A 19,857-nucleotide genomic window follows, 5' to 3' on the forward strand; every position below is an offset into this window, starting at 1 on the left:
TTGTTGAATAAGGGGGGCGAAAGGTAATAAAACTAGCGTACCTTTTTAAGCCGGGCCTGTTCGGACATTTTTAATTTATAAAAACAGTGATAAATAACCAACTCTTGTTTCCGCTGATGACTGATAAATGCCCTGTTAAGGTGCATGTGAATCAAATCAGCAAGAAGCTGGTTTTTACGGTAATCCTGGTTTTTTTTGAAACTGTTGTTAAGGTCTTTAAGTACGCTAATAAAAGATTTTTGGTATTTAGTGAGACGTAACGAAGTGAAGAATCTTTTATTGGAAAGTAAATTTTCAAATTCTTTTTTCATTTTCCTATATTTTAAATCCAAAGAAACCTTCAGCAGTTTATCAGCGGAGAACTCATTGTAAAATGAATTGCTCATTTGATGGAGGAAATTTACCTGGTTAGCCGGATCCGGGATAAAAATTTCAAGCATTTCATTGATGGAAATCATGGCAAGACTATGGTCGCTGTATATTGCGGGGCCATTTTTGCCGAGAAAATACAGAATAATGTTACTGCTCTGATGAAAGAATTCCTCAACCTTTTCGATCAGATCGGCCCCATAACGCTCTATTTCACGCTGGTAAGTTTCTGCCTGGTATTCTTTGATGATATGATAAAGAAAAGTGTCTGAAAGGCTTTCTTTAAATTTGGTAATTATAGAACCGATGTAGGATTCGCTTACCTTTATTCTCAGCCTGATATGATATCCCGAATCATTATATCTGATAAAAAACCAGGTCACCGGTTCCATTTTCGAGATCCTTTTTAGTAGCGGAAGTACTTTCCCGATCAGTAGTTCGTTTGCAGTAGCCGGAGTACAGTAAATTTTTAGATATAGCCATTTGCTGCCGATTATAAATGCTTTTTCTTTTTTTGTCTGGTGGGGTATATGTTGAATGTATTTGGCCGTATACACCGTTGATTCCTTATAGAGAAAAGAAATAAGTTCATTAGTGTATGGCTTTCCAGCACCATCCACTACTTTTAGGGAGGTGGGGGCAGGTAAAAAATACTCTTTTAAGAGCACCTCTTTTTCTTCTTTGATGACTTTTAGAAAGAGCAAGAGTTCATTTCTGTTTTTTAGGTTAAAAATAAGCTGCTGGTCGGATTTGGCAAGGGAAATTAAATCCGGAAGCCTGCACTTTTTTTTGATCGCTTCAAATTGCAAAATGGCCTGATCCTGGCTGAGTTCGCGGAGTACGTTAAAGTCATCACCTAATCGCCATTTAGCTTCCGCAATAACGATATCGTTGAAAAGAACTTTGGGGTAATAACGCATACCAGGGAAAAAATGTTCGAGGTTAAATGTCAGGTTGGCTTGTAATCCCTGATATTGAAGGTCACATAAGAATCGGAAAATTGCCAGTTCGCTATTACTGTGATTGTAGGCTGAGCTAAGTCTTGGTACAACAATCTTTTTTAAAGAGGATGACTCCAACACGATCCGGTCATCAACGACCGAAACATATAAGTCTGATAAGGCAATTTGTTTGTTTATGGGATAACCTGAATAAGCGTTAACGGGAATCTCGTAGCTGTAAACCGCGCTTCTTCTGTTGATATTATCGACATGTGCGTTTGAAAGCTGTGCTATTTCGGCAAATATAACCTCTGGATTATTTGACTCCTCTATCCCGGCAATGTCCTTTGCTATTTGCAGGATCTCTGGGCTTAACGGGGTAAACCTGCCGATGAGAGCATTAGCAGAAACCCCTCCTGCATTTTCAATAACGATTTGATCCTCAATCAGCTTGAAAACAACACATAACGAAGAAGGTAACAATAAGGTGTCATCTATCCGGAGATTGATCAAGTCAGCCGGCTCTATTTGTATAGTTTCTATCGGGGTTCCGTTAAGTTCGGTCCACTTTTTTAACAGTAATCTGTGCACATCTGACCACTCGATTGAGACAGCGTCCTGTTTTGGGTTGGTAAATTGAACTTGATCCAATAATTCAGGTTCCTGGAATGCTGTCATCAGGTTGCCGTAACCTACACCAGCATCAGGGTCCAGGGCATTCAATAAAAGTATCTTTTGTTTGTCGAACCGGTTTTTAAAATCTTTGATAAAACTGGCCATGGTTTGTGATTGTACAGGAGGTACCAAATATTTCAGGGCTTCAATGGCCAAAGATATCTTTTGTTGGTACTGATCATTAATTCCTCCCGATAATGTAGGGCGCAGGGCGTTCGCGTAGAAATTGGTTTTAGGCTTTTTTAATCCGAGATGATCGGATATACGATCCATATTTTTATGAAGACGTTGCAGCGTTGATAATGTAGGATACTTGATGCTGCGCATTTCCGTCATTAAATGTGAAATCGTTTCGGCTAAAGCTGTTTCTTTGTTGTTGTTGAGCAATAAAATCCGTTTTAGGTAATCCTCGCCGGTGATGTTGGGGTCTGAATCTGTTTTTAGAATTTGCGCGTTTTTTAACAGTAGCAAATATGCCCTGGCTTCTTCCTCAGCGTATGCTGTCTTCGAAAGAACCCACGATAGAATGTTATCTTGTTTTAATTTTTTTCTGGCTATGTATTTGAGCAGAGCGTTGGTCAATGTATCACTTTCTAAAGATTCTAAGGAAAATGATAATTTGTTATTGTCCTGATTATCAATTGATTTGATATACCTAAAATGCCTTCTTAATTTGTATAATGTCGGGTTTGCATAATAAAGATGCCCGTCTGAAAGACCTGGCTGTAGTTTGGATGCTATTTTTAATGATAGTTCATTATCAATCTCCAGTTTTATAATTGAATTTTCCTGTTTTCCAACAACTACTTGGTCCCAGCCCGACCATTTAACAACCGAGCAAACAGAAAATCCGCCGAACGGAGTCGGCCGGAAACTCATTCGGTTATAGTATTTCAGGATGCTAAGGGACATTTTGGGCTCTAGAGAGGTCATATTAAAGTCTATAGCCGAAAGTAGGTCGAATAGCAACGGGTTAGCCAGATACAGGGCGACCTTAAAATAATCGTTTTTAAGGGGACTGTTTTCCTTATCAACAACATAGTCGGAGTAGCTTAAAAAGGGTGTTCTAAGTATTAAAGCGGGGTGTATTTTGTATGGATCGATCAGTTTAGCATGCATATCGGAAATAAAAATGACGGTTATTTGATAAGGTATTCAAAGAAGGTGAAAAATTGGAAATAACTACTAATAGTAGTCGCGATTGGCACTAGACTTGGTTTTGCTGGGACATTAAAACGGACAATACAGCGACATGGCCACCTGGAGGCCCCTGCACCTGGTCAATGCCAATCGCCTGCTGAAAAAACTGCCTGCAAGCAAGCTGAATTATATTGTCGCCGAACGATAGTGGTGCGCAAACTATCACTTGTAACTTAAAAACCACAATCCTATAGTAGATTCTGAATGATTAGTTTTGTTGACTCTGTAACGATGATCTCGTGCCTGCCTTTAAAATCAATTACCGTACCTTCAACTGACATCGTTTTACCCCCAATTTGGGGAGCCAGTTGCTTAGCGTCGCCTTTTAATACTACTGTTAGCGATAATAAGCAATAATAAGATTAGGCAGCATATTTTTTGAAGATAATAAAATATCGGGACAAGACAGGCTACCCTCCGTCAAAATTTACCGCTAATGGTTTTAATCTTTCTGAGCATAATTAACAGACGTATTATAAAAATTCGTCAATTCCGGAATCGACACCTCAATTGTAATTCGTAGATAAACCGGTGCTGTTCCTTCACGGGTAATTTTAGATCACTTTACGTAAAAGAGTAGCGCAAAGGATTTGTTCATCGCGGGTCGCTTTTTAAGTGAATAAAAGTAGCTTTTAAATCATACTGAAATCAACATGTTTAATTATTGAACATGTTGATTTTCAGAGCCTTATAAACTTTCTGATGGCCTGTTGGTTTTTAACCTCGACAGGTCACCCAGAGGTCACCAGAAATATGCGATTATTTGGTTTATTTTGACTTTTGATATAAACAACAAAAACGCCGTAAGTTATTCATTTACAGGGTTTCTGTTATTTTTTTTTAAATATACTTGGCGTAGAGGGAGGGAACAACCTTGTGTTGTTTTGTGTCTCTATACCAGCAAGTTATATTCAAAAAAAACTTTGAGGGTCACCGAATAGGTCACCTCCAAATTCAACCAAATAACGCGAATGGCTTAAGGTAAAGTTACTGAATTTTCAATTGTATCGCAAGGGGAAATAAGATAAGGTATTAACGGATTAAACGGCTAAACTCCGACGAGAATCGAACTTAATTCCCAAATCGCTGACTTTATTTTCGGTAGTACCGATACATCCTGGTTGGAAAATAAAAGCAAAGTTGGTGTGATTCACTATTCGCAGTGGTAGATAAGAGGCCGAAATATTTCTTTTTTAAATTATCTTTGTTTTCGACTTGCTTATCACTTGATGAAGACTAAACGGGCGGAATGGTGCATCCGTAATTTCTTTTTTATTTTCTTGTGGGTGTTGTGCGTGCCTATTTATAAAGTGGCGGCACAAGTTATCACACCTAAAACCAACCTGGTATTTCCCATAGACGCTACCGGCCATAAAACGATTGTGCCCGGCGACGTGGCTACGGTTGCTGGAGCCGGCAATGCCACGGTAGCGGTCAGTCCTTCAGCCTTCGATTGTTCGCAACTGGGTAAGCAACAGGTGACGCTGTCGGTGTCGGCGCCCTCGGAGGTCGAATTTTCAGATCCGGTAGGTATTGTTACCGATCCGAACGGTGATATTTTCTTTACGGATGCGACAAACCATTTGATCAAAAAGATCACACCGGATGGCACGGTGACGACGTTTGCAGGTAGTGGTGCGGATGGAAACGCGAACGGACCGGCCAGCCTGGCCAGTTTTGGCAACCCGGCATGGATGGCGATCGATCATTTGGGGAATTTGTTTGTGGTCGATTACCAGTTCAATGAGATCCGGAAAATCACCCCCGACGGTACGGTGAGTAATTTTGGCTCGGGCTTTCAGCAAATTATCCAAGGGGTTGTGGCCGATCAGTCGAATAATATCTTTGCGACGGTGGGGGTTTACGTCGACAAGATCACGCCGGACGGCACGGTTTCGCTTTTTGCTGGTATCGATTCTGACGGCGATCTGGACGGTACGGGGACAGACGCCCGGTTCAGTTTTGTTCGGGGTATTACGATCGATCCTTCGAACAATTTGTTTGTGCTGGATTATGGCAATAGCAAAATCAAGAAAATAACGCCTGGCGCTGTGGTCACGACAATTTATAGCTTTACCCAATATTCAGTTTACGGCTGGCTGACGATCGATGCGGCCGGCGATCTTTTTATGACGCAGGAATACTCGGTCTGGGAACGTTCGGCTTCCGGCGTGATCAGTAATTTTGTGGGCACGGAATTCATGGGTCAGGGATTTAAAGATGGCACCGGCAGCAGTGCTGAATTCAACCAACTCGGTGAAATCACCACGGATGCCTCAGGCAATATGTATGCGACCGACCAGGAAAACAATGCGATCCGTAAGATCACCCCGGCGGGCGTGGTGTCGACTTTGGCCGGTGGCGTTGCGGGAAATCAAAATGGAAATATCTACCACAGCTCGGTCACTTCGCGGCAGATCCCGGTCACCATTATTAGCACACCGGCGATCGCTGCGCATGCCGACGAGACGATTCCAGCCGGGACAAACTGCAGTGCAACCATTCCCGATTATACAATAACGGCCGTTGTCAGCGACATTTGCAGTCAGGTGCAGCTTCAGGTCACCCAGTTACCGGCCGCCGGCACCGTAGTTAACCTTAATACCACCACACCGGTAACGCTTACCGTAACGGATGGTTTTGGCGGTACGGCGTCGACCAGCTTTTCGGTCACCAGCAAGGATCAACCGGTGATAACCGCCAAACCCGGCCCGATCAATTTGAAACTGGACGTCTCCGGAAATTACACGGTTCAACTCAGCGATGTCGCAACTGTTTCAGGTTGCAGCGCGCCCATCAACGTGACGCTTAGCCCGGCATCCTTTTCCTGCGCTGACGTTGGCCCGCAAACGGTCACCGCAACGGCCACTTATCCTTCGACCGGTGCCAGTGCGACACTTAAGGTCCCGGTCAACGTCACGAGCTCACTTATAATGACCTCTACCTTTAACAATATGATCCTTCAAGATAACGGTTTGTGCCCGCTGCAATTGCCGGATTATACCAAGCAAGCAACAGTCAATGACAATTGTTCCAGTGTCGTTTTCACACAAACACCGGCGCCGGGAACAATCTTGACCGGTACCGCGCCTGTACAAGTAACCGTTAGCGTTTCCGACAGCCATCAAAATACAGCGCATGAGTCCTTTAGAGTCACCCCATCGATTTCCGCGCCGCCGGCGCCCGCGCTGACCATCGAACCGACTGCACCCGTCATTTGCGCAAAAACGCCGCTTACCTTTACTGCCCTGCCGGTAAACTTTACTGGTACCTTAACCTACAAGTGGCAAATGAACGGACAAAATGCTGGCGGAAACAGCGCAACTTTTACGGCCAGTGATTTCAATAATAGTGACCAGGTGACTTGCATGGTGATCGGCAGTCTTAGCTGTTTTGCGCCGCTACAGAGCGAGCCGGTTATTGTACAGGTCAACCCGCTGCCGCAGATCAGCCTGCCAAACCAGGTGTCAATTGATCTTGGACATAGCACCCAGCTCGCCTCGGTCGTGATCGGCGATATCAACAGTTACCAATGGAGCCCCGCAACCGGCTTGAGCAGCACGTCGATTCCCAATCCGCTGGCCAGCCCGCAAAAGACAACGACCTACCAGTTATCGGTCACCGCCTCAACAGGCTGTCAAAGCAGCGCACAAATTACGGTCACCGTCCTAGAACCGGTCGTGATCCCTAATACCTTTACACCTAATGGCGACGGCATCAATGACACCTGGAATATTGCGTATTTAAGCGACTATAACCATTGCACGGTCGACGTTTTTACACGTTACGGCCAGCAAATATTTCACTCCAACGGCTATCCTGTTGCCTGGGATGGTACCTATGGCGGCAAGAACCTGCCGACGGGGACTTATTATTACGTGATCGATCTCGAAAACGATACGGCAAAATTGAGCGGTTTTGTTGCGATCATTCGCTAGTGCGAGTGGTTCGATAAAGGTAGCACAGCAATATCATTTCAATTTCCAATGCACATAACTAACAATATGGCCGGTCATCATGGCCAGCAGATGATCGATGAGCTGGCCGGTTTCAGGCCCCGTTAACCTGGGTTTTTGCCGCTTATAATCCGCGACACTTTGCTTACCGAGAACGGTTTCTACCCAGCTGATCATGAGGGAATCACTGTGCCGGTCTAGAAAGATTGTAGAAGCGCCGCTTACGAAAGACCGGCTTTTACATGGTTTGTGCTTCAAATCCATTGCCAATTAATGCTTTTACTTCGGCATTATGCTCATTAAATTGTGCAACCACATAATAAGCTTTTTCCGTACGGCCAATAAATTGACTACGTAGCTTGTCGGCGGTAATTTCTACACCTGCGCCAATTAGTTGTTGATGGGCGTTCGTTACTTTAGTGTGTAGGGTATCTAAGTAACTGTTTAAAGCCGTTGTTTCAGATTTAGTGCCGATTGCCGTCCTGCATGTCTATTCCGTCCTGACGGCTCACAATCTCGCCCGGCCGGTACTTCCGCACGTTTTCCGTTAACTGTGATACGCATATAAATCGGTATTGCCCCTGATGCGTAAACTTTTTGCTTTTTTAAATAATAGAGCAGACTAAAATTTGTTTTCATGATTCCAAGTATTAAAATGTATGCTTTCAATTAACAGGTATCCAGATGTTAAGATTATTAACATCTGGATAATAAATAGATTATAAAGAATTCGGTAAGTGGTAAATTTGATTTGTGGTACTCACCGAATTACGCACCGCGCTTTTTGATACAGATTGGTTGCAAATCTTCACCATAAATATTTGTATTTTGAAATTATTTTCAAAGTGCCAATTTCACTTTTACAGAAAATGCAGCAATTTCGGAAAGTCATGAAGTCCAGATCTCGCCCTAATAGAGTCCTTATTTAAACATCGTTTATTATAAATCTAATTGCGTAGAAGCCTATTCAGAACGGATTGTTTTCACCGGATTAGCCATTGCAGCCTTTATTGCCTGAAAGCTTACTGTAATCAGTGCAATGGCTAACGCGGCAAATGCGGCTATGGCGAACATCCAATATTGTATTGTTGTCCGGTGCGTTCTTTTGCCTTAGCAGTGGATTTAAAATTGATGAATGGATTTTGCTTTAACCAGCCATTAGCAATACAGTGATTAGCTATTTTTTTAAGATGTTTAATGTACTTGGCAGCGGATACACCGGTAATTTTACAATCTGCTTTCAGGTAAAACTCAAATCCAGTAATAAAGGCATAGTTTAATTGGCTGATCGCTATATCTGTTTTGCCATATTTCTTTTGCAGGAAGCCAGTAAGGTGTTTTTCAGACGTATTGTATCCTTTTAATGTATTTGCTTCAAACCCATTACCAATCAATGCCTTTACTTTGGCATTATGTTCAGCAAACAGCTGCATCAGATAGCGGCTCTTTTCTGTTTTTCCTGTGAATTGGTCCTGTAGGCTTTCAGTGGTGATGCGCTGGTTTGAATCAATCAGCACCTGGTGCGCATTTCTAACTTTGGTAAGCAGGCTGTCCAGATAATTATTAAGCGATTTGATCTCTTCTTTTGCGCTGATGGCTCGACCCGCATGGCTGCTCCATTTGGCCGGATCACATTCACGTCCGGCAGACATTTCTACGCGTTTACCATCTACGGTAATGCGCATGTAGACGGCCATAGGGCCGCCTTTGTAGCTTTTTTGCTTTCTCAGGTAAAAAAGCAGGTGGAAATTACTTTTCATAATTACAAGCTTAAAAGTGAAACAAAAGTAAGTTTGTAGCCTGCTATTATCAAGATGTCCAACGATTGAACCTCTTGATAATCAATTAATTATGAGCAATTCGGTGCGTAGCATTTTTCCATTTAGGTACGCACCGAATTTGCTTCTTTTTAGTTGCAATTGAGTGCATAAAATGGTGTTTGATAGAAACAAAAAAACCTGCAATTATTTGATTTGCAGGTTTTTAGCATCTTTCGATATTGTTTTAAGTAGCCCGTAGGGGAATCGAACCCCTGTTTCTAGAATGAAAATCTAACGTCCTAACCCCTAGACGAACGGGCCTTTTTTTCTTTTTTGTTTCCCTTATTTTGGGATTGCAAAGATATAGCTTTAATGATAAAAATAAAATAAATTTTTCTTTTTTTTTATTTCTGCCTGATAATGAACGGCTTTTTTTTATTTACCAAACAAAATAGCACAATTTCAATTGTAAATCTGCCCCCGTTAAGGCTATCTTTATCCTAAAATCAATTTACTTATGAAAGCAATCTGGAATGATAAGATTATAGCACAAAGCAATGATACAATTATTGTTGAAAATAATCACTATTTCCCCAAAGATAGCGTGAACGCCGAATACCTTGAAACCACCGACACGCACACAACCTGCCCATGGAAAGGCTTAGCATCCTATTATACCTTGAACGTTGATGGGAAAATAAATCAAGATGCTGCCTGGTATTATCCACAGCCTAAGGAAGCTGCAGCAAACATTACCAACTATGTAGCATTTTGGAAAGGTGTTAAAATAACCGAATAAAAATGAAAAAATACGATGCCATCGTCATAGGCGCCGGCCAGGCCGGCGGTCCGCTTGCCAAAAAACTGGCTATGGCCGGGATGAAAACTGCCTTAATCGAAAAACGTTTTTATGGTGGCACCTGTGTAAATGATGGTTGCACGCCCACCAAAACCTGGGTGGCATCGGCAAAAGCGGCTTATATGGCTGTTAAAAGTTCTGATTTGGGAGTATCGGTAAAGCGGTTCTCCATCAATATGCCCAAGATAAAAAAGCGTAAAGACGATATAGTGATGCGTTCGCGCGTGGGCGGCCAGCATGCAGCTGAGAAAATAAAAGGACTGGATGTTATTTTTGGAGATGCTACCTTTACCGGCAAAAAAACAATTGCTGTTGCCCTTAACAGTGGCGGCAATCAAAATCTGCAGGCCGATCTTATATTTTTAAATACCGGTGCAAAACCCTCTATTCCCGAAATAGAGGGGCTGAATGAAATTAAATATCTTAATTCAACTACCATTTTGGACCTCGATTATGTGCCCAAACACCTTTTGGTTTTAGGGGGTAATTACATAGGTTTAGAGTTCGGACAGATGTTTCGCCGGTTTGGGAGCAAGGTTACCATATTAGAAAAATCAGCCAGGATAGTAGCACACGAGGATGAGGATGTATCGGCAGAGATGCAAAAAATACTGGAGGCAGAGCAGATAACTATTCATACAAACGCACAGGCCACCAAATTCAAGCAAAAAGGCGATGGTAAAATAACTGCAACAGTGTTGGCTAACGGAGAGGAAAAAAAAATCAAATGCACGCATGTGCTGATAGCCGTTGGTCGCACCCCTAATACCGAAACACTGGGCTTAGCTAATGCGGGGGTAAAAACAGATGAAAAAGGGCATATCAAAGTAACTACCAAGCTGGAAACTAATGTGAAGGGCATTTATGCTTTAGGTGATGTAAAAGGCGGCCCCGCGTTTACACATATCTCTTATAACGATTACACGATAGTTTACCGCAACCTCATTGAAAAACAAAATTTTAATACCACAGATAGGCCCGTTCCTTATTGCATGTTCACCGATCCGCAATTGGGCCGGGTTGGAATTGATGAAACGGAGGCAAAAAAGCACGGTTTAGATTATAAAGTAGCCCGGTTACCTATGGCATATGTGGCCCGGGCTATTGAAACCGGGGATACACGGGGCTTTATGAAAGCGGTTGTTGATCCTAAAACAAAAAAAATCCTGGGTGTTACCGTATTAGGCCCAGAAGGCGGCGAGATCATGACCGTATTACAAATGGCGATGGAAGGCGGCATTACTTATGACAGGATCCGCTATTGCGTTTTCGCTCATCCCCTGTATTCAGAATCATTGAATAACCTTTTTTTGGCTTTAGAAGATTAGTTTTACTACATGATAAAGGTAGATGGTATAAGCAAGCATTTTGGCAGGATTAAAGCCGTTGATACCATATCTTTTGAGGTGCAGGACCAGGATAATCTTATTTTGCTGGGCACCAGTGGTTGCGGCAAAACCACCACACTAAAAATGATTAACCGGCTGATAGAGCCCGACAGCGGAAATATCTATATCAACAACAAAAACATATTTGAGCAACAACCCGAAGTTTTAAGGCGAAGCATTGGCTATGTATTACAAAACAACGGATTATTCCCCCACTATACAGTGGCCGAAAATATTGCCATTGTTCCACAATTGCTTAAGTGGGATAAAAAGAAAATAGAAACCCGCACGGCCGAGTTGATGGAAAAGCTGCATCTGGATGCAAATTACCTCCATGCTTATCCAAACGAACTTAGCGGCGGTCAGCAACAGCGAATAGGGCTTGCCCGGGCCCTGGTCTCCAATCCGCCGGTTTTGCTGATGGATGAACCCTTTGGCGCACTGGATAATGTAACCCGATCAAACATTCACAAAGAATTTAAAGCACTTGATGAGCTAAAAAGAAAAACCATTGTTATGGTTACCCATGATGTACAGGAGGCATTTGAATTAGGCGACAGAATATGCCTGATGGATAAAGGTAAAATTGTACAATCGGGCACACCTGCCGAACTATTATTTAACCCGGCCAATGAATTTGTGGAGGGTTTCCTGAAAGACCAGCGCCTGCAACTGGAGTTTAAAGCAGTTCGGCTACGCGATCTGTGGGGCTTGCTGCCAGAATTATACCAGGACCAGCTTAATTCATCTTCACTATCATCTGATATTGACCTTTGGGCGGCGCTGGAAAGTTTCAAATTCAGCAACGAGGAAACCATCAGGATCAATAAAGATCAACACACGCAAAAGTTAGTAAGCTTTGAGCAATTGATGTCTGCTTTTTATCAATATAAACAAGCAATGGCATGATGGAGCATCAGCAAACATTATTTGAATTTATGGAGCAACAGGCCGATAAACTTGCCATGCAAACGCTGCAGCATATCGGGCTTACTTTTATTTCGCTTTTTATAGCCGTGCTTATTGGCTTGCCGCTGGGTATTTTTATCACCCGCAAAGTAAAACTATCCGGGCCGGTTTTGGGTGTTGCCGGGATATTGCAAACCATCCCCAGTATTGCATTATTAGGTTTTATGATCCCCCTTTTAGGAATCGGTGCCAGGCCCGCAATTGTGGCATTGCTGCTTTATGCTTTATTACCTATCATTCGTAATACCTATACGGGCATTACAGGGGTTGATGCCGCCGTGAAGGAAGCTGCGGTAGCTATGGGGATGAATAAGTGGCAGGTATTGTTTAAAGTTGAGCTGCCGCTGGCTATGCCCGTGATTTTGGCCGGTATCCGTACCGCTACGGTAATAAATGTGGGCGTGGCAACATTGGCCTCATATATTGCAGCGGGTGGCTTAGGCGAGTTTATTTTCGGCGGTATATCACTCAACAATACCAACATGATATTGGCCGGAGCAATCCCGGCAGCGTTACTGGCTATTATTTTTGATTTCCTGCTCTCCAGGGTGCAAAAATTAAACTTCAAAAAGATCAAAGCAGGCGCTTATGGCATACCGGTTTTATTGGCATTATTATCATCGTTTTACTTTATCCCCTCTGCATATGGCGGCAAACTTACCGCCGGTTTTACGCCCGAGTTTATGGGCAGGCAAGATGGTAACCTTGGGCTGGAAAGCAAATATGGCCTAAAAATCCACACCATCGTCATCAGCGATGCTGTTATGTACAAGGCCGCGTTTGAAAAACAATTGGATGTTATAAGCGGCTACTCAACAGATGGCCGGTTAAAGGCTTATGACCTGGTGGTACTGGATGATGACAAAGTGATTTTTCCGCCTTATTATGCCGCGCCCATTGTTCGGGAAGAGGCAATCAGGAAATTTCCCGACCTGGAAAAAACATTAAATTTACTGGCAGGCAAAATAAATGATTCCATTATGACGGAATTAAACTTCCGTACCGACTATCTTCACCAAACCCCGGAACGTGTAGCAAAAGATTTCCTGGAAACCAACAAACTATATAAACCATCCCGCGAGGGGAATGCAGGAATCATTCGCATCGGATCAAAAATTTTTGGCGAGCAATATATCCTGGCTAATATGTACAGCATGCTCATAAAAGGGTATACCAATTATGATGTATCAACAAAAACAGGGTTGGGCGGAACCAAAATTTGTTTCGATGCCCTGACAAATGACCAGATAGATTTTTACCCGGAATATACCGGTACGGGCTTGCTGGCTATATTACAGGCATCGCCGGCAACAGTTACCAGGGTAACCCAAAATAAAGATAGTACATACAACTATGTGCAGCAGGAATTTATAAAACGCTACCAGGTAAAATGGCTAAAGCCCATTGGCTTTAATAATGCTTACGCGTTAATGATGAGAAAACAGCAGGCAAAAAATTTAAATATTAAAACAATTTCAAACCTTAAACGATACTTGAATAGTAGGTAATTCAATGAATTTAGTCGATTATTATACAAAAGTGCGCCAGCGAACGGAGCAAATTTGCAGTTTCCTGCAAACCGAAGACTACGTGGTGCAGCCTGTAGTTGATGTTAGTCCGCCTAAATGGCATATAGGGCATGTTACCTGGTTTTTTGAAACTTTTATTCTGAAACCTTATTTTATGGGTTACCAGGAATTTAATGCCAATTACAATTACGTTTTTAACAGCTATTACGAAACCGTAGGCAACCGGGTAATCCGTACCGATAGGGGTAACTTAAGTCGCCCAACGGTTGCCGATATTTATCAGTACCGGGCCTATGTGGATGAGGCCATGACCAGGTTTTTACGCGATGAGCCATCCGCAGAAATAAAAGAATTGTTGGTACTCGGTTTTAATCACGAAGAACAACACCAGGAGCTTTTATTAACCGATATTAAATACATTTTAGGGCACAACCCCTTGTTTCCGGCCTATTCTGATAAATATGTATCGCCAAAGATCCAAAAGACCGACAGTCCCGATTTTATTAAGATGAATGAGGGTGTATACGAAATAGGTTATACAGGTGATGGATTTTGCTTTGACAATGAGCTAAACCGGCACAAGGTTTATTTAAACGAATATGAAATAAGCCCAAACCAGGTTACTAATGCCGAATACCTGGAGTTCATTAATAGTGGAGGCTATCATGATTTCAGACACTGGCACGCCGAGGGCTGGGATTGGGTAAACACCAATAAAGTGGAGTGCCCGCTTTACTGGCATTTAATTGATGGCGAATGGCAAAACTACACCTTCCACGGCTTGCTGCCGCTTAATTTAAAAGATCCGGTTTGCCATATCAGCTATTTTGAAGCTTATGCTTATGCCTCCTGGAAGGGCCTCCGTTTGCCCACCGAGTTTGAATGGGAAGCCGCCGCAACCCAGTTTAGCTGGGGCAAAAGCTGGGAATGGACAGAAAGCTCCTACCTGCCTTACCCTGGTTTTGCAAAAGCTCCCGGTGCAATTGGGGAATACAATGGCAAATTCATGGTAAATCAAAAAGTATTGCGCGGGGCATCAGAAGCAACCCCGCCCGGACATAGCAGAATTACTTACCGCAACTTTTTTCAAACAAATTTACGTTGGCAATTTACTGGCATAAGACTTGCGCGGTAAAAGCACAAAACAGGAAGATATGGACTCAACCTTAACTCATACCCAATTGAACCCCGAATCAGGCATTAAAACTGATTCGTTTTATAACGATGTTATAAAGGGCTTGCAATCATCGCCAAAGCGTTTAAATTCAAAATATTTTTACGATGCCAATGGCGATAAGCTTTTCCAGGAATTGATGGGCTGCGAAGAATACTATCCAACCAACTGCGAACTGGAAATATTTTCTGAAAGGACCGATGAGATCACCAATGCGCTAATTGCCTCTGGTGATGCTTTTGACCTGATAGAACTTGGTGCAGGCGATGCCATGAAATCGACCTACCTGTTGAAAGATTTGCTGGATAAAAAAGCAGATTTTACGTATTTGCCTATCGATATTTCTGACAATGTAATATCATACCTCAATATCACCCTGCCCGTAACCCTGCCGGGGTTAAAGATCACCGGCTTAAACGGCGAGTATTTTGATATGTTGCAGAAAGCGGCATCAATATCCTCCAGGCGTAAAGTGGTACTGTTCTTAGGATCAAATATTGGTAATATGGCCGTTCCTGAAGCTATTGAGTTTTGCAGGGAGTTGAGGAATAACTTATCCGAAGGCGACATGGTACTTATCGGCATGGACCTTAAAAAAGATCCTAAAGTTGTATTAGCTGCCTATAATGACAAAGGGGGTATCACCAAAAGATTTAACCTTAACCTGCTGGAGCGGATCAACCGCGAGCTGCAGGCCGATTTTGATTTGACCAAATTTGATCACTACCCAACCTATGACCCCGAAACCGGAGCTTGCAAAAGCTACCTTATCAGCCTGGAAGATCAAAAGGTGAACATCAGCGGGAAAGAAACCATCACGTTTATGAAAGATGAATACATCTACATGGAGATCTCCCAGAAATTCACCATCATGCAAACCGACCAGATAGCCATCAATACAGGCTTTGTTCCGCTAACACAGTTTTTTGACGGTAAAAAATGGTTTGTTGATGCTGTATGGATAGCAGGTACAATATAAACACGATTTACAGGATGAGGCAGAATTTACAGGTTTTTTGATTTGAGGTTTAAGTTTTAAACCCGGCAAAAAACCTGTAAATCTTTTCAAATTCTCAAAATCGTGTTAAAGTAATTTTGGGTTCAGTTTCGAGTCTATAAGCCCGCCAATAGGCTTACCCATCAACCATTTATGGTGATCATTTTTTTGCCAATCGTTTTTATATGGGGTGATGCGTGCGCCGTCAGCAATATAAATAACAGTCATTACCTCCCGCATTTTATCGGAGTTGTTGCCCGGCGCGTTATGAATTGTAAAACCGCGGTGCCATGTAGCGTCACCAGCCTGCATCGTTTTTGCTCGGCTTATAGGGAAGTTATTGTTTTTCACATAATCATCAAAAGCCGATTCCGACTCGTCCGAGATCTCGTGGTTAAAAACAGCTCCATTAGTATAGGAGTTTGATGCAAAGGTGAGCATCCCCATATCTACATCAATATCAACCAGCGGCATCCACATGGTTACCGTATTATTGGTATCAATTGGCCAGTAATATTGATCCTGGTGCCAGGGGGTAGGGCCACCGCCTGCTTCTTTAAACAAGGCCTGGTCGTGGTACAGCCTCACGTTTTCAACCCCCATAAGGTCGGCGGCAATTTTTGCCAAGCGCCTGGCAAAAACGAATCTTTTTACATCGGCATCAAGCTGCCACAGGTTCATGATCTGCAAAAATGCTTTGCCGTAAGTGTCCCTGTCTTCCAGCTTTCTTTTTTCGGTGTTATACCGGTCTGCAGCCCCTACAATTATCGGCCTGTAAACTTCCATTTCATCCTTTGAAAGTACGCCTTTAACCAAAGTATGTCCCTTTTCACGGAACTCATGAATGCTTTCTTCGGGTAATTTTATCAAATCATCCAACAGCAAAAGATCAGAAATCTTTGTATTCATATTTTTTTTAGTTTATATCCAAAGTAAGTTTAACTTTAGCTGATAAAAAATGATGTAAATGGTGTTATTATGGATTATTTTATCCGTAACTTAACAATAAAATAAATTTACGCTAAAATATGCAATGATAAAGGCCTCGTACGAAGTTCTTCAACCCGCAAACACGCAGTCATTCCTGGTCAGGAAATTTGATAAACTGGCATTTGATGCCCCTTACCATTTTCATGAGGAATATGAGCTGACATGCATCATAAAAGGCGCCGGCAAACGATATGTTGGCAGCCACATGGAAGACTTTGTGTCTGGCGATGTTGTGTTGCTTGGGCCCAACCTGCCTCATTGCTGGAAACTGGAGGGCGGTGATATTTTGCCCAGTGAAGCATGCGCTATTGTGATACAGTTTAACGATGCTTTTTTAGGCGACGAGTTTTTTAACAAGTTTGAGTTACTGCATATTAAGAAGCTTTTTCAAAAAAGCGGCTGTGGAATTTCGTTCCACTCAGATACGCAGGCAGAGGTTAAGCAACTTTTGATGAACCTGGTTGAGGAAAAAAGCAATTTCAGGATATTGATAGGCTTACTGGAGGTACTGCAATGCCTGGCCTCGTCAGATGAATATATCCTGCTTGATCAGCATCGCATTGTGGCAGAGCGTACATCTGCGGAGCGGGAACGCATTAACCCGGTATTTGCTTACCTGGTTGAAAACTTCAGAAAGCAGGTATCACTGGATAAAGCCGCCAGCATAGCCAACATGACCACAAATGCTTTTTGCAAATACTTTAAGAAAGTAACCCGCAAAACATTTATGGAAACCATAATTGAGTACAGGCTTAATTATGCCATACAGCAATTAGTACAAACAGATAAACCCATATCTGAAATTTCATTTGAAAGCGGCTTTGGCGATGTATCACATTTTTATAAAATGTTTAAAGCCAAAATGCACCTTAGCCCGCTTAATTATCGCAAACGGTTTATGCGTAATTTAGCCAGCAGCGCCAAAAAACTATCGGCCTAAAAAATTATACTACGTTGATGATACCGCGTTTAATGGCATATATAACCAGGCCAACTAAATTTTTTGAACCGGTTTTTTCAAACAACCGGGCCCGGTAACCCTCAACGGTACGTACACTCAGAAAAATTTTATCGGCTATTTCCTGGTTGGAGTATTCCTGGCAAACAAGTTTCAAAACCTCTACTTCACGTTCATTAAGATCGGCTTTATTTTGAGCAATATTTTCGGCGTGATCATTGCCCACCAGTTGTTTAATGAGCGTAATGGATAAGTGTTCATTAAAATAAAAACCCTTGCTATGAACGGTAGATACAGCTTCTATGATCTCCTCCGGCTCGGCATTTTTAAGCAGGTAGCCTGATGCCCCGGCTTTCATCATATCAACAATATATTTATCCTCGTTGAACATGGATAGCGCCAGTATCTTAATATTTTTATAATTCTGATGAACAAATGCTGTAGTTTGAATCCCATCCATCTCCGGCATTTTTATATCCATCAATAGCACATCTGGGGTTTGGGTTGTTAATAACCCCATCAATTCTTTACCGTTTGAAGCCTCAAGTACCAGGTCAAAATCTTTGAAATCTTCAAGCGTAGCTTTTAAGCCATTTCTGAAAATTTTATGATCATCTACAATACCTAATTTAATTGTACCCATTGATTCACAAATAGTTGAATAAAGATAGTTTTAATGTAACAAAACTATGCTATTTTTAATTTAATAGTAGTGAGCGTACCATTTAATGGCTTGCTGTAAATATTAATATCCCCGTTAATCAACTGCACCCGGCTTTCCAGGTTTTTAATTCCAAACCCCTGCTTTACTCCACCCAGGTTAAAGCCCACGCCGTTATCTTTAAATTCCATCACCATATAATTACCCTCCTTGTTAATAGACAGGTAAATAACCGTTGCGTCGGAGTGTTTAATGGCGTTGCCAAAAAGTTCCTGCGCTATACGGTAAAGGGTAAGTTCTATTTCTTGCGCAAAGCGCTGGTCGGGCATATTTTTACTAAACTTTACTTTAATATGGGTGGTTTGCTCAACTTTATTACTTAAGGCCTCCACAGCAACCAACAGGCCATAATCGGTAAGTACGGGAGGCAACACATTATGAATAATATTACGAATCTCCTGGATGCATTCGTCGGTCAGTTTTCGCGTATCGGCAAGCAGCGGCTGCGTTGCTTCGCTCATGCAATTTTTATCAAGCCGGTGCAAATTAAGCTTTATGGCCGATAACACCTGCCCAACACTATCATGCAGATCCTCAGCCAGCCGCTTGCGTTCACTCTCCTGTGTTTCAAAAACAGCGGCCAGCAGATCGCTTTGGCGCGCATCATGTAATGATCGTAATTCAACCTGATTTTTGATCATTTTACGCTGGTAAATGATCACAAAAAAGAACAAGCAGGTAATCAGTACCACTACTACCAGTGTACCAATTATTAATACCGGGATCAGGTTGTTTTGTGGGGTTTGCAAAGTAATCCTACTGAAAATAAAATATTAGCGATTATGTTAGTAATGCTGTTAATTATATAGTAATTGTGCCGGTCACTTATGGGTATTTGTGTTAATAGCATAAACAGAAAAATATTAACTGATGAATAAAACAGAACACCCGCATTTATCCAGAACAGCCCTTGTTTTTCAATGTCAATATATTTTAAGGGATTTAACAACTTGTAAAAGTATATTAAAGATAATATAATTAAAGATACGCTCAATGATGTATTTGAAACTGTGGGGTATTCATTCATATTGCTATTAAAATACAGCATAAGCACAAATGTGATGAAAGCAAGTGCGAGTGTGATCTTTTTAAGAATCGGCTTATTAAATAAAACGTAATAAATTAATGTATAGAAGATCAGGGACACTAAAATATTTAAATGAATAACCGGCATGTTGTTTTTTGTTCCGCTTTCTGACATTAGCCACATGACAGGATCAAAAGTGCTGGATATAAGAAAATAAAGAGCTGCGATTTTCAAAACCCTATCAAGGTGCTTATAATTATATACTGTTGCCAATACAGGAAAAAAGCCAGATATCCCTGAGATTAGAGCAAATATATTATCTATAGACATGGCTATTAATAAAT

The 19,857-nt window shown here is 42.0% G+C and carries 16 protein-coding genes and 1 tRNA gene; 8 read left to right on the forward strand and 9 right to left on the reverse strand.

The window, feature by feature from the left end; translation table 11 throughout:
* Positions 1 to 32: 32 nt before the first annotated feature.
* Positions 33 to 3,104 (reverse strand): lantibiotic dehydratase, encoded by a 3,072-nt coding sequence (locus AC1DYB_RS06890; RefSeq protein ID WP_477433524.1) that lies wholly within the window; start codon positions 3,102 to 3,104, stop codon positions 33 to 35.
* Positions 3,105 to 4,414: 1,310 nt separating this feature from the next.
* Between AC1DYB_RS06890 and AC1DYB_RS06895 the strand changes: the two genes are divergently transcribed.
* On the forward strand, positions 4,415 to 7,123 hold the full coding sequence (locus AC1DYB_RS06895; protein ID WP_477433526.1) for a T9SS type B sorting domain-containing protein: 2,709 nt from the start codon (positions 4,415 to 4,417) through the stop codon (positions 7,121 to 7,123).
* Between the two features lie 33 nt (positions 7,124 to 7,156).
* On the opposite strand, the gene AC1DYB_RS06900 is transcribed toward AC1DYB_RS06895, so the two are convergent.
* The 4 genes from AC1DYB_RS06900 to AC1DYB_RS06915 form a co-directional block, all read right to left on the reverse strand.
* Positions 7,157 to 7,405: a hypothetical protein gene (locus AC1DYB_RS06900; RefSeq protein ID WP_477433528.1), complete on the reverse strand. Its 249-nt coding sequence runs from the start codon at positions 7,403 to 7,405 to the stop codon at positions 7,157 to 7,159.
* 180 nt (positions 7,406 to 7,585) lie between these two features.
* A complete protein-coding gene (locus AC1DYB_RS06905) occupies positions 7,586 to 7,780 on the reverse strand; it encodes an Arm DNA-binding domain-containing protein (RefSeq protein WP_477433530.1) in 195 nt (64 codons plus the stop codon).
* 422 nt (positions 7,781 to 8,202) lie between these two features.
* Positions 8,203 to 8,901, reverse strand: a complete 699-nt coding sequence (locus tag AC1DYB_RS06910; protein ID WP_477433532.1) for a phage integrase SAM-like domain and Arm DNA-binding domain-containing protein — start codon at positions 8,899 to 8,901, stop codon at positions 8,203 to 8,205.
* Between the two features lie 249 nt (positions 8,902 to 9,150).
* A tRNA-Glu gene (locus tag AC1DYB_RS06915) sits at positions 9,151 to 9,222 on the reverse strand.
* 196 nt (positions 9,223 to 9,418) lie between these two features.
* Here AC1DYB_RS06915 and AC1DYB_RS06920 point away from each other — a divergent pair.
* From AC1DYB_RS06920 to AC1DYB_RS06945, 6 genes are read left to right on the forward strand one after another with little or no spacing between them, the layout of a single operon-like run.
* Positions 9,419 to 9,700, forward strand: coding sequence for a DUF427 domain-containing protein (locus AC1DYB_RS06920; RefSeq protein ID WP_477393438.1), 282 nt, complete (start codon positions 9,419 to 9,421; stop codon positions 9,698 to 9,700).
* A gap of 2 nt (positions 9,701 to 9,702) precedes the next feature.
* Positions 9,703 to 11,088 carry a mercuric reductase gene (locus AC1DYB_RS06925; RefSeq protein WP_477433534.1) on the forward strand — a complete coding sequence of 462 codons (1,386 nt, stop codon included), beginning with the start codon at positions 9,703 to 9,705 and terminating at the stop codon, positions 11,086 to 11,088.
* A gap of 9 nt (positions 11,089 to 11,097) precedes the next feature.
* Positions 11,098 to 12,057, forward strand: coding sequence for an ABC transporter ATP-binding protein (locus tag AC1DYB_RS06930; RefSeq protein WP_477433536.1), 960 nt, complete (start codon positions 11,098 to 11,100; stop codon positions 12,055 to 12,057).
* Positions 12,054 to 13,625, forward strand: coding sequence for an ABC transporter permease/substrate-binding protein (locus tag AC1DYB_RS06935; protein WP_477433539.1), 1,572 nt, complete (start codon positions 12,054 to 12,056; stop codon positions 13,623 to 13,625). Before AC1DYB_RS06930 ends, AC1DYB_RS06935 begins: the two co-directional genes overlap by 4 nt.
* Positions 13,626 to 13,629: 4 nt before the next feature.
* Positions 13,630 to 14,781 carry an ergothioneine biosynthesis protein EgtB gene (gene egtB / locus AC1DYB_RS06940; protein ID WP_477433541.1) on the forward strand — a complete coding sequence of 384 codons (1,152 nt, stop codon included), beginning with the start codon at positions 13,630 to 13,632 and terminating at the stop codon, positions 14,779 to 14,781.
* 19 nt (positions 14,782 to 14,800) lie between these two features.
* Positions 14,801 to 15,799 carry an L-histidine N(alpha)-methyltransferase gene (locus AC1DYB_RS06945; RefSeq protein ID WP_477433543.1) on the forward strand — a complete coding sequence of 333 codons (999 nt, stop codon included), beginning with the start codon at positions 14,801 to 14,803 and terminating at the stop codon, positions 15,797 to 15,799.
* 105 nt (positions 15,800 to 15,904) lie between these two features.
* Here the strand turns inward: AC1DYB_RS06945 and AC1DYB_RS06950 are convergent, their stop codons facing one another.
* On the reverse strand, positions 15,905 to 16,726 hold the full coding sequence (locus tag AC1DYB_RS06950) for a phytanoyl-CoA dioxygenase family protein (RefSeq protein WP_477433545.1): 822 nt from the start codon (positions 16,724 to 16,726) through the stop codon (positions 15,905 to 15,907).
* Positions 16,727 to 16,850: 124 nt separating this feature from the next.
* Between AC1DYB_RS06950 and AC1DYB_RS06955 the strand changes: the two genes are divergently transcribed.
* Complete coding sequence (locus tag AC1DYB_RS06955; protein ID WP_295721740.1) at positions 16,851 to 17,747, forward strand: AraC family transcriptional regulator; 897 nt, start codon at positions 16,851 to 16,853, stop codon at positions 17,745 to 17,747.
* A gap of 4 nt (positions 17,748 to 17,751) precedes the next feature.
* On the opposite strand, the gene AC1DYB_RS06960 is transcribed toward AC1DYB_RS06955, so the two are convergent.
* The 3 genes from AC1DYB_RS06960 to AC1DYB_RS06970 are packed head-to-tail and all read right to left on the reverse strand — an operon-like array spanning position 17,752 to position 19,843.
* Positions 17,752 to 18,408, reverse strand: coding sequence for a response regulator transcription factor (locus tag AC1DYB_RS06960; protein ID WP_295721742.1), 657 nt, complete (start codon positions 18,406 to 18,408; stop codon positions 17,752 to 17,754).
* A 44-nt stretch (positions 18,409 to 18,452) separates the two neighbouring features.
* Positions 18,453 to 19,235 (reverse strand): sensor histidine kinase, encoded by a 783-nt coding sequence (locus AC1DYB_RS06965; protein ID WP_295721744.1) that lies wholly within the window; start codon positions 19,233 to 19,235, stop codon positions 18,453 to 18,455.
* Complete coding sequence (locus AC1DYB_RS06970) at positions 19,211 to 19,843, reverse strand: hypothetical protein (protein WP_477433548.1); 633 nt, start codon at positions 19,841 to 19,843, stop codon at positions 19,211 to 19,213. Before AC1DYB_RS06970 ends, AC1DYB_RS06965 begins: the two co-directional genes overlap by 25 nt.
* Positions 19,844 to 19,857: the final 14 nt, after the last annotated feature.

The sequence above is a fragment of the Mucilaginibacter sp. P2_A4 genome, from assembly GCF_056405015.1.

What these genes read in the sequence shown, in the direction of transcription:
- AC1DYB_RS06900 (WP_477433528.1), bottom strand. Translation starts at nt 7,405, where the DNA reads ATGGATTTGAAGCACAAACCATGTAAAAGCCGGTCTTTCGTAAGCGGC.
- AC1DYB_RS06910 (WP_477433532.1), bottom strand. Translation starts at nt 8,901, where the DNA reads ATGAAAAGTAATTTCCACCTGCTTTTTTACCTGAGAAAGCAAAAAAGC.
- AC1DYB_RS06925 (WP_477433534.1), top strand. Translation starts at nt 9,703, where the DNA reads ATGAAAAAATACGATGCCATCGTCATAGGCGCCGGCCAGGCCGGCGGT.
- AC1DYB_RS06920 (WP_477393438.1), top strand. Translation starts at nt 9,419, where the DNA reads ATGAAAGCAATCTGGAATGATAAGATTATAGCACAAAGCAATGATACA.
- AC1DYB_RS06950 (WP_477433545.1), bottom strand. Translation starts at nt 16,726, where the DNA reads ATGAATACAAAGATTTCTGATCTTTTGCTGTTGGATGATTTGATAAAA.
- egtB (WP_477433541.1), top strand. Translation starts at nt 13,630, where the DNA reads ATGAATTTAGTCGATTATTATACAAAAGTGCGCCAGCGAACGGAGCAA.
- AC1DYB_RS06955 (WP_295721740.1), top strand. Translation starts at nt 16,851, where the DNA reads ATGATAAAGGCCTCGTACGAAGTTCTTCAACCCGCAAACACGCAGTCA.
- AC1DYB_RS06895 (WP_477433526.1), top strand. Translation starts at nt 4,415, where the DNA reads ATGAAGACTAAACGGGCGGAATGGTGCATCCGTAATTTCTTTTTTATT.
- AC1DYB_RS06935 (WP_477433539.1), top strand. Translation starts at nt 12,054, where the DNA reads ATGATGGAGCATCAGCAAACATTATTTGAATTTATGGAGCAACAGGCC.
- AC1DYB_RS06930 (WP_477433536.1), top strand. Translation starts at nt 11,098, where the DNA reads ATGATAAAGGTAGATGGTATAAGCAAGCATTTTGGCAGGATTAAAGCC.
- AC1DYB_RS06970 (WP_477433548.1), bottom strand. Translation starts at nt 19,843, where the DNA reads ATGTCTATAGATAATATATTTGCTCTAATCTCAGGGATATCTGGCTTT.
- AC1DYB_RS06905 (WP_477433530.1), bottom strand. Translation starts at nt 7,780, where the DNA reads ATGAAAACAAATTTTAGTCTGCTCTATTATTTAAAAAAGCAAAAAGTT.
- AC1DYB_RS06945 (WP_477433543.1), top strand. Translation starts at nt 14,801, where the DNA reads ATGGACTCAACCTTAACTCATACCCAATTGAACCCCGAATCAGGCATT.
- AC1DYB_RS06890 (WP_477433524.1), bottom strand. Translation starts at nt 3,104, where the DNA reads ATGCATGCTAAACTGATCGATCCATACAAAATACACCCCGCTTTAATA.
- AC1DYB_RS06960 (WP_295721742.1), bottom strand. Translation starts at nt 18,408, where the DNA reads ATGGGTACAATTAAATTAGGTATTGTAGATGATCATAAAATTTTCAGA.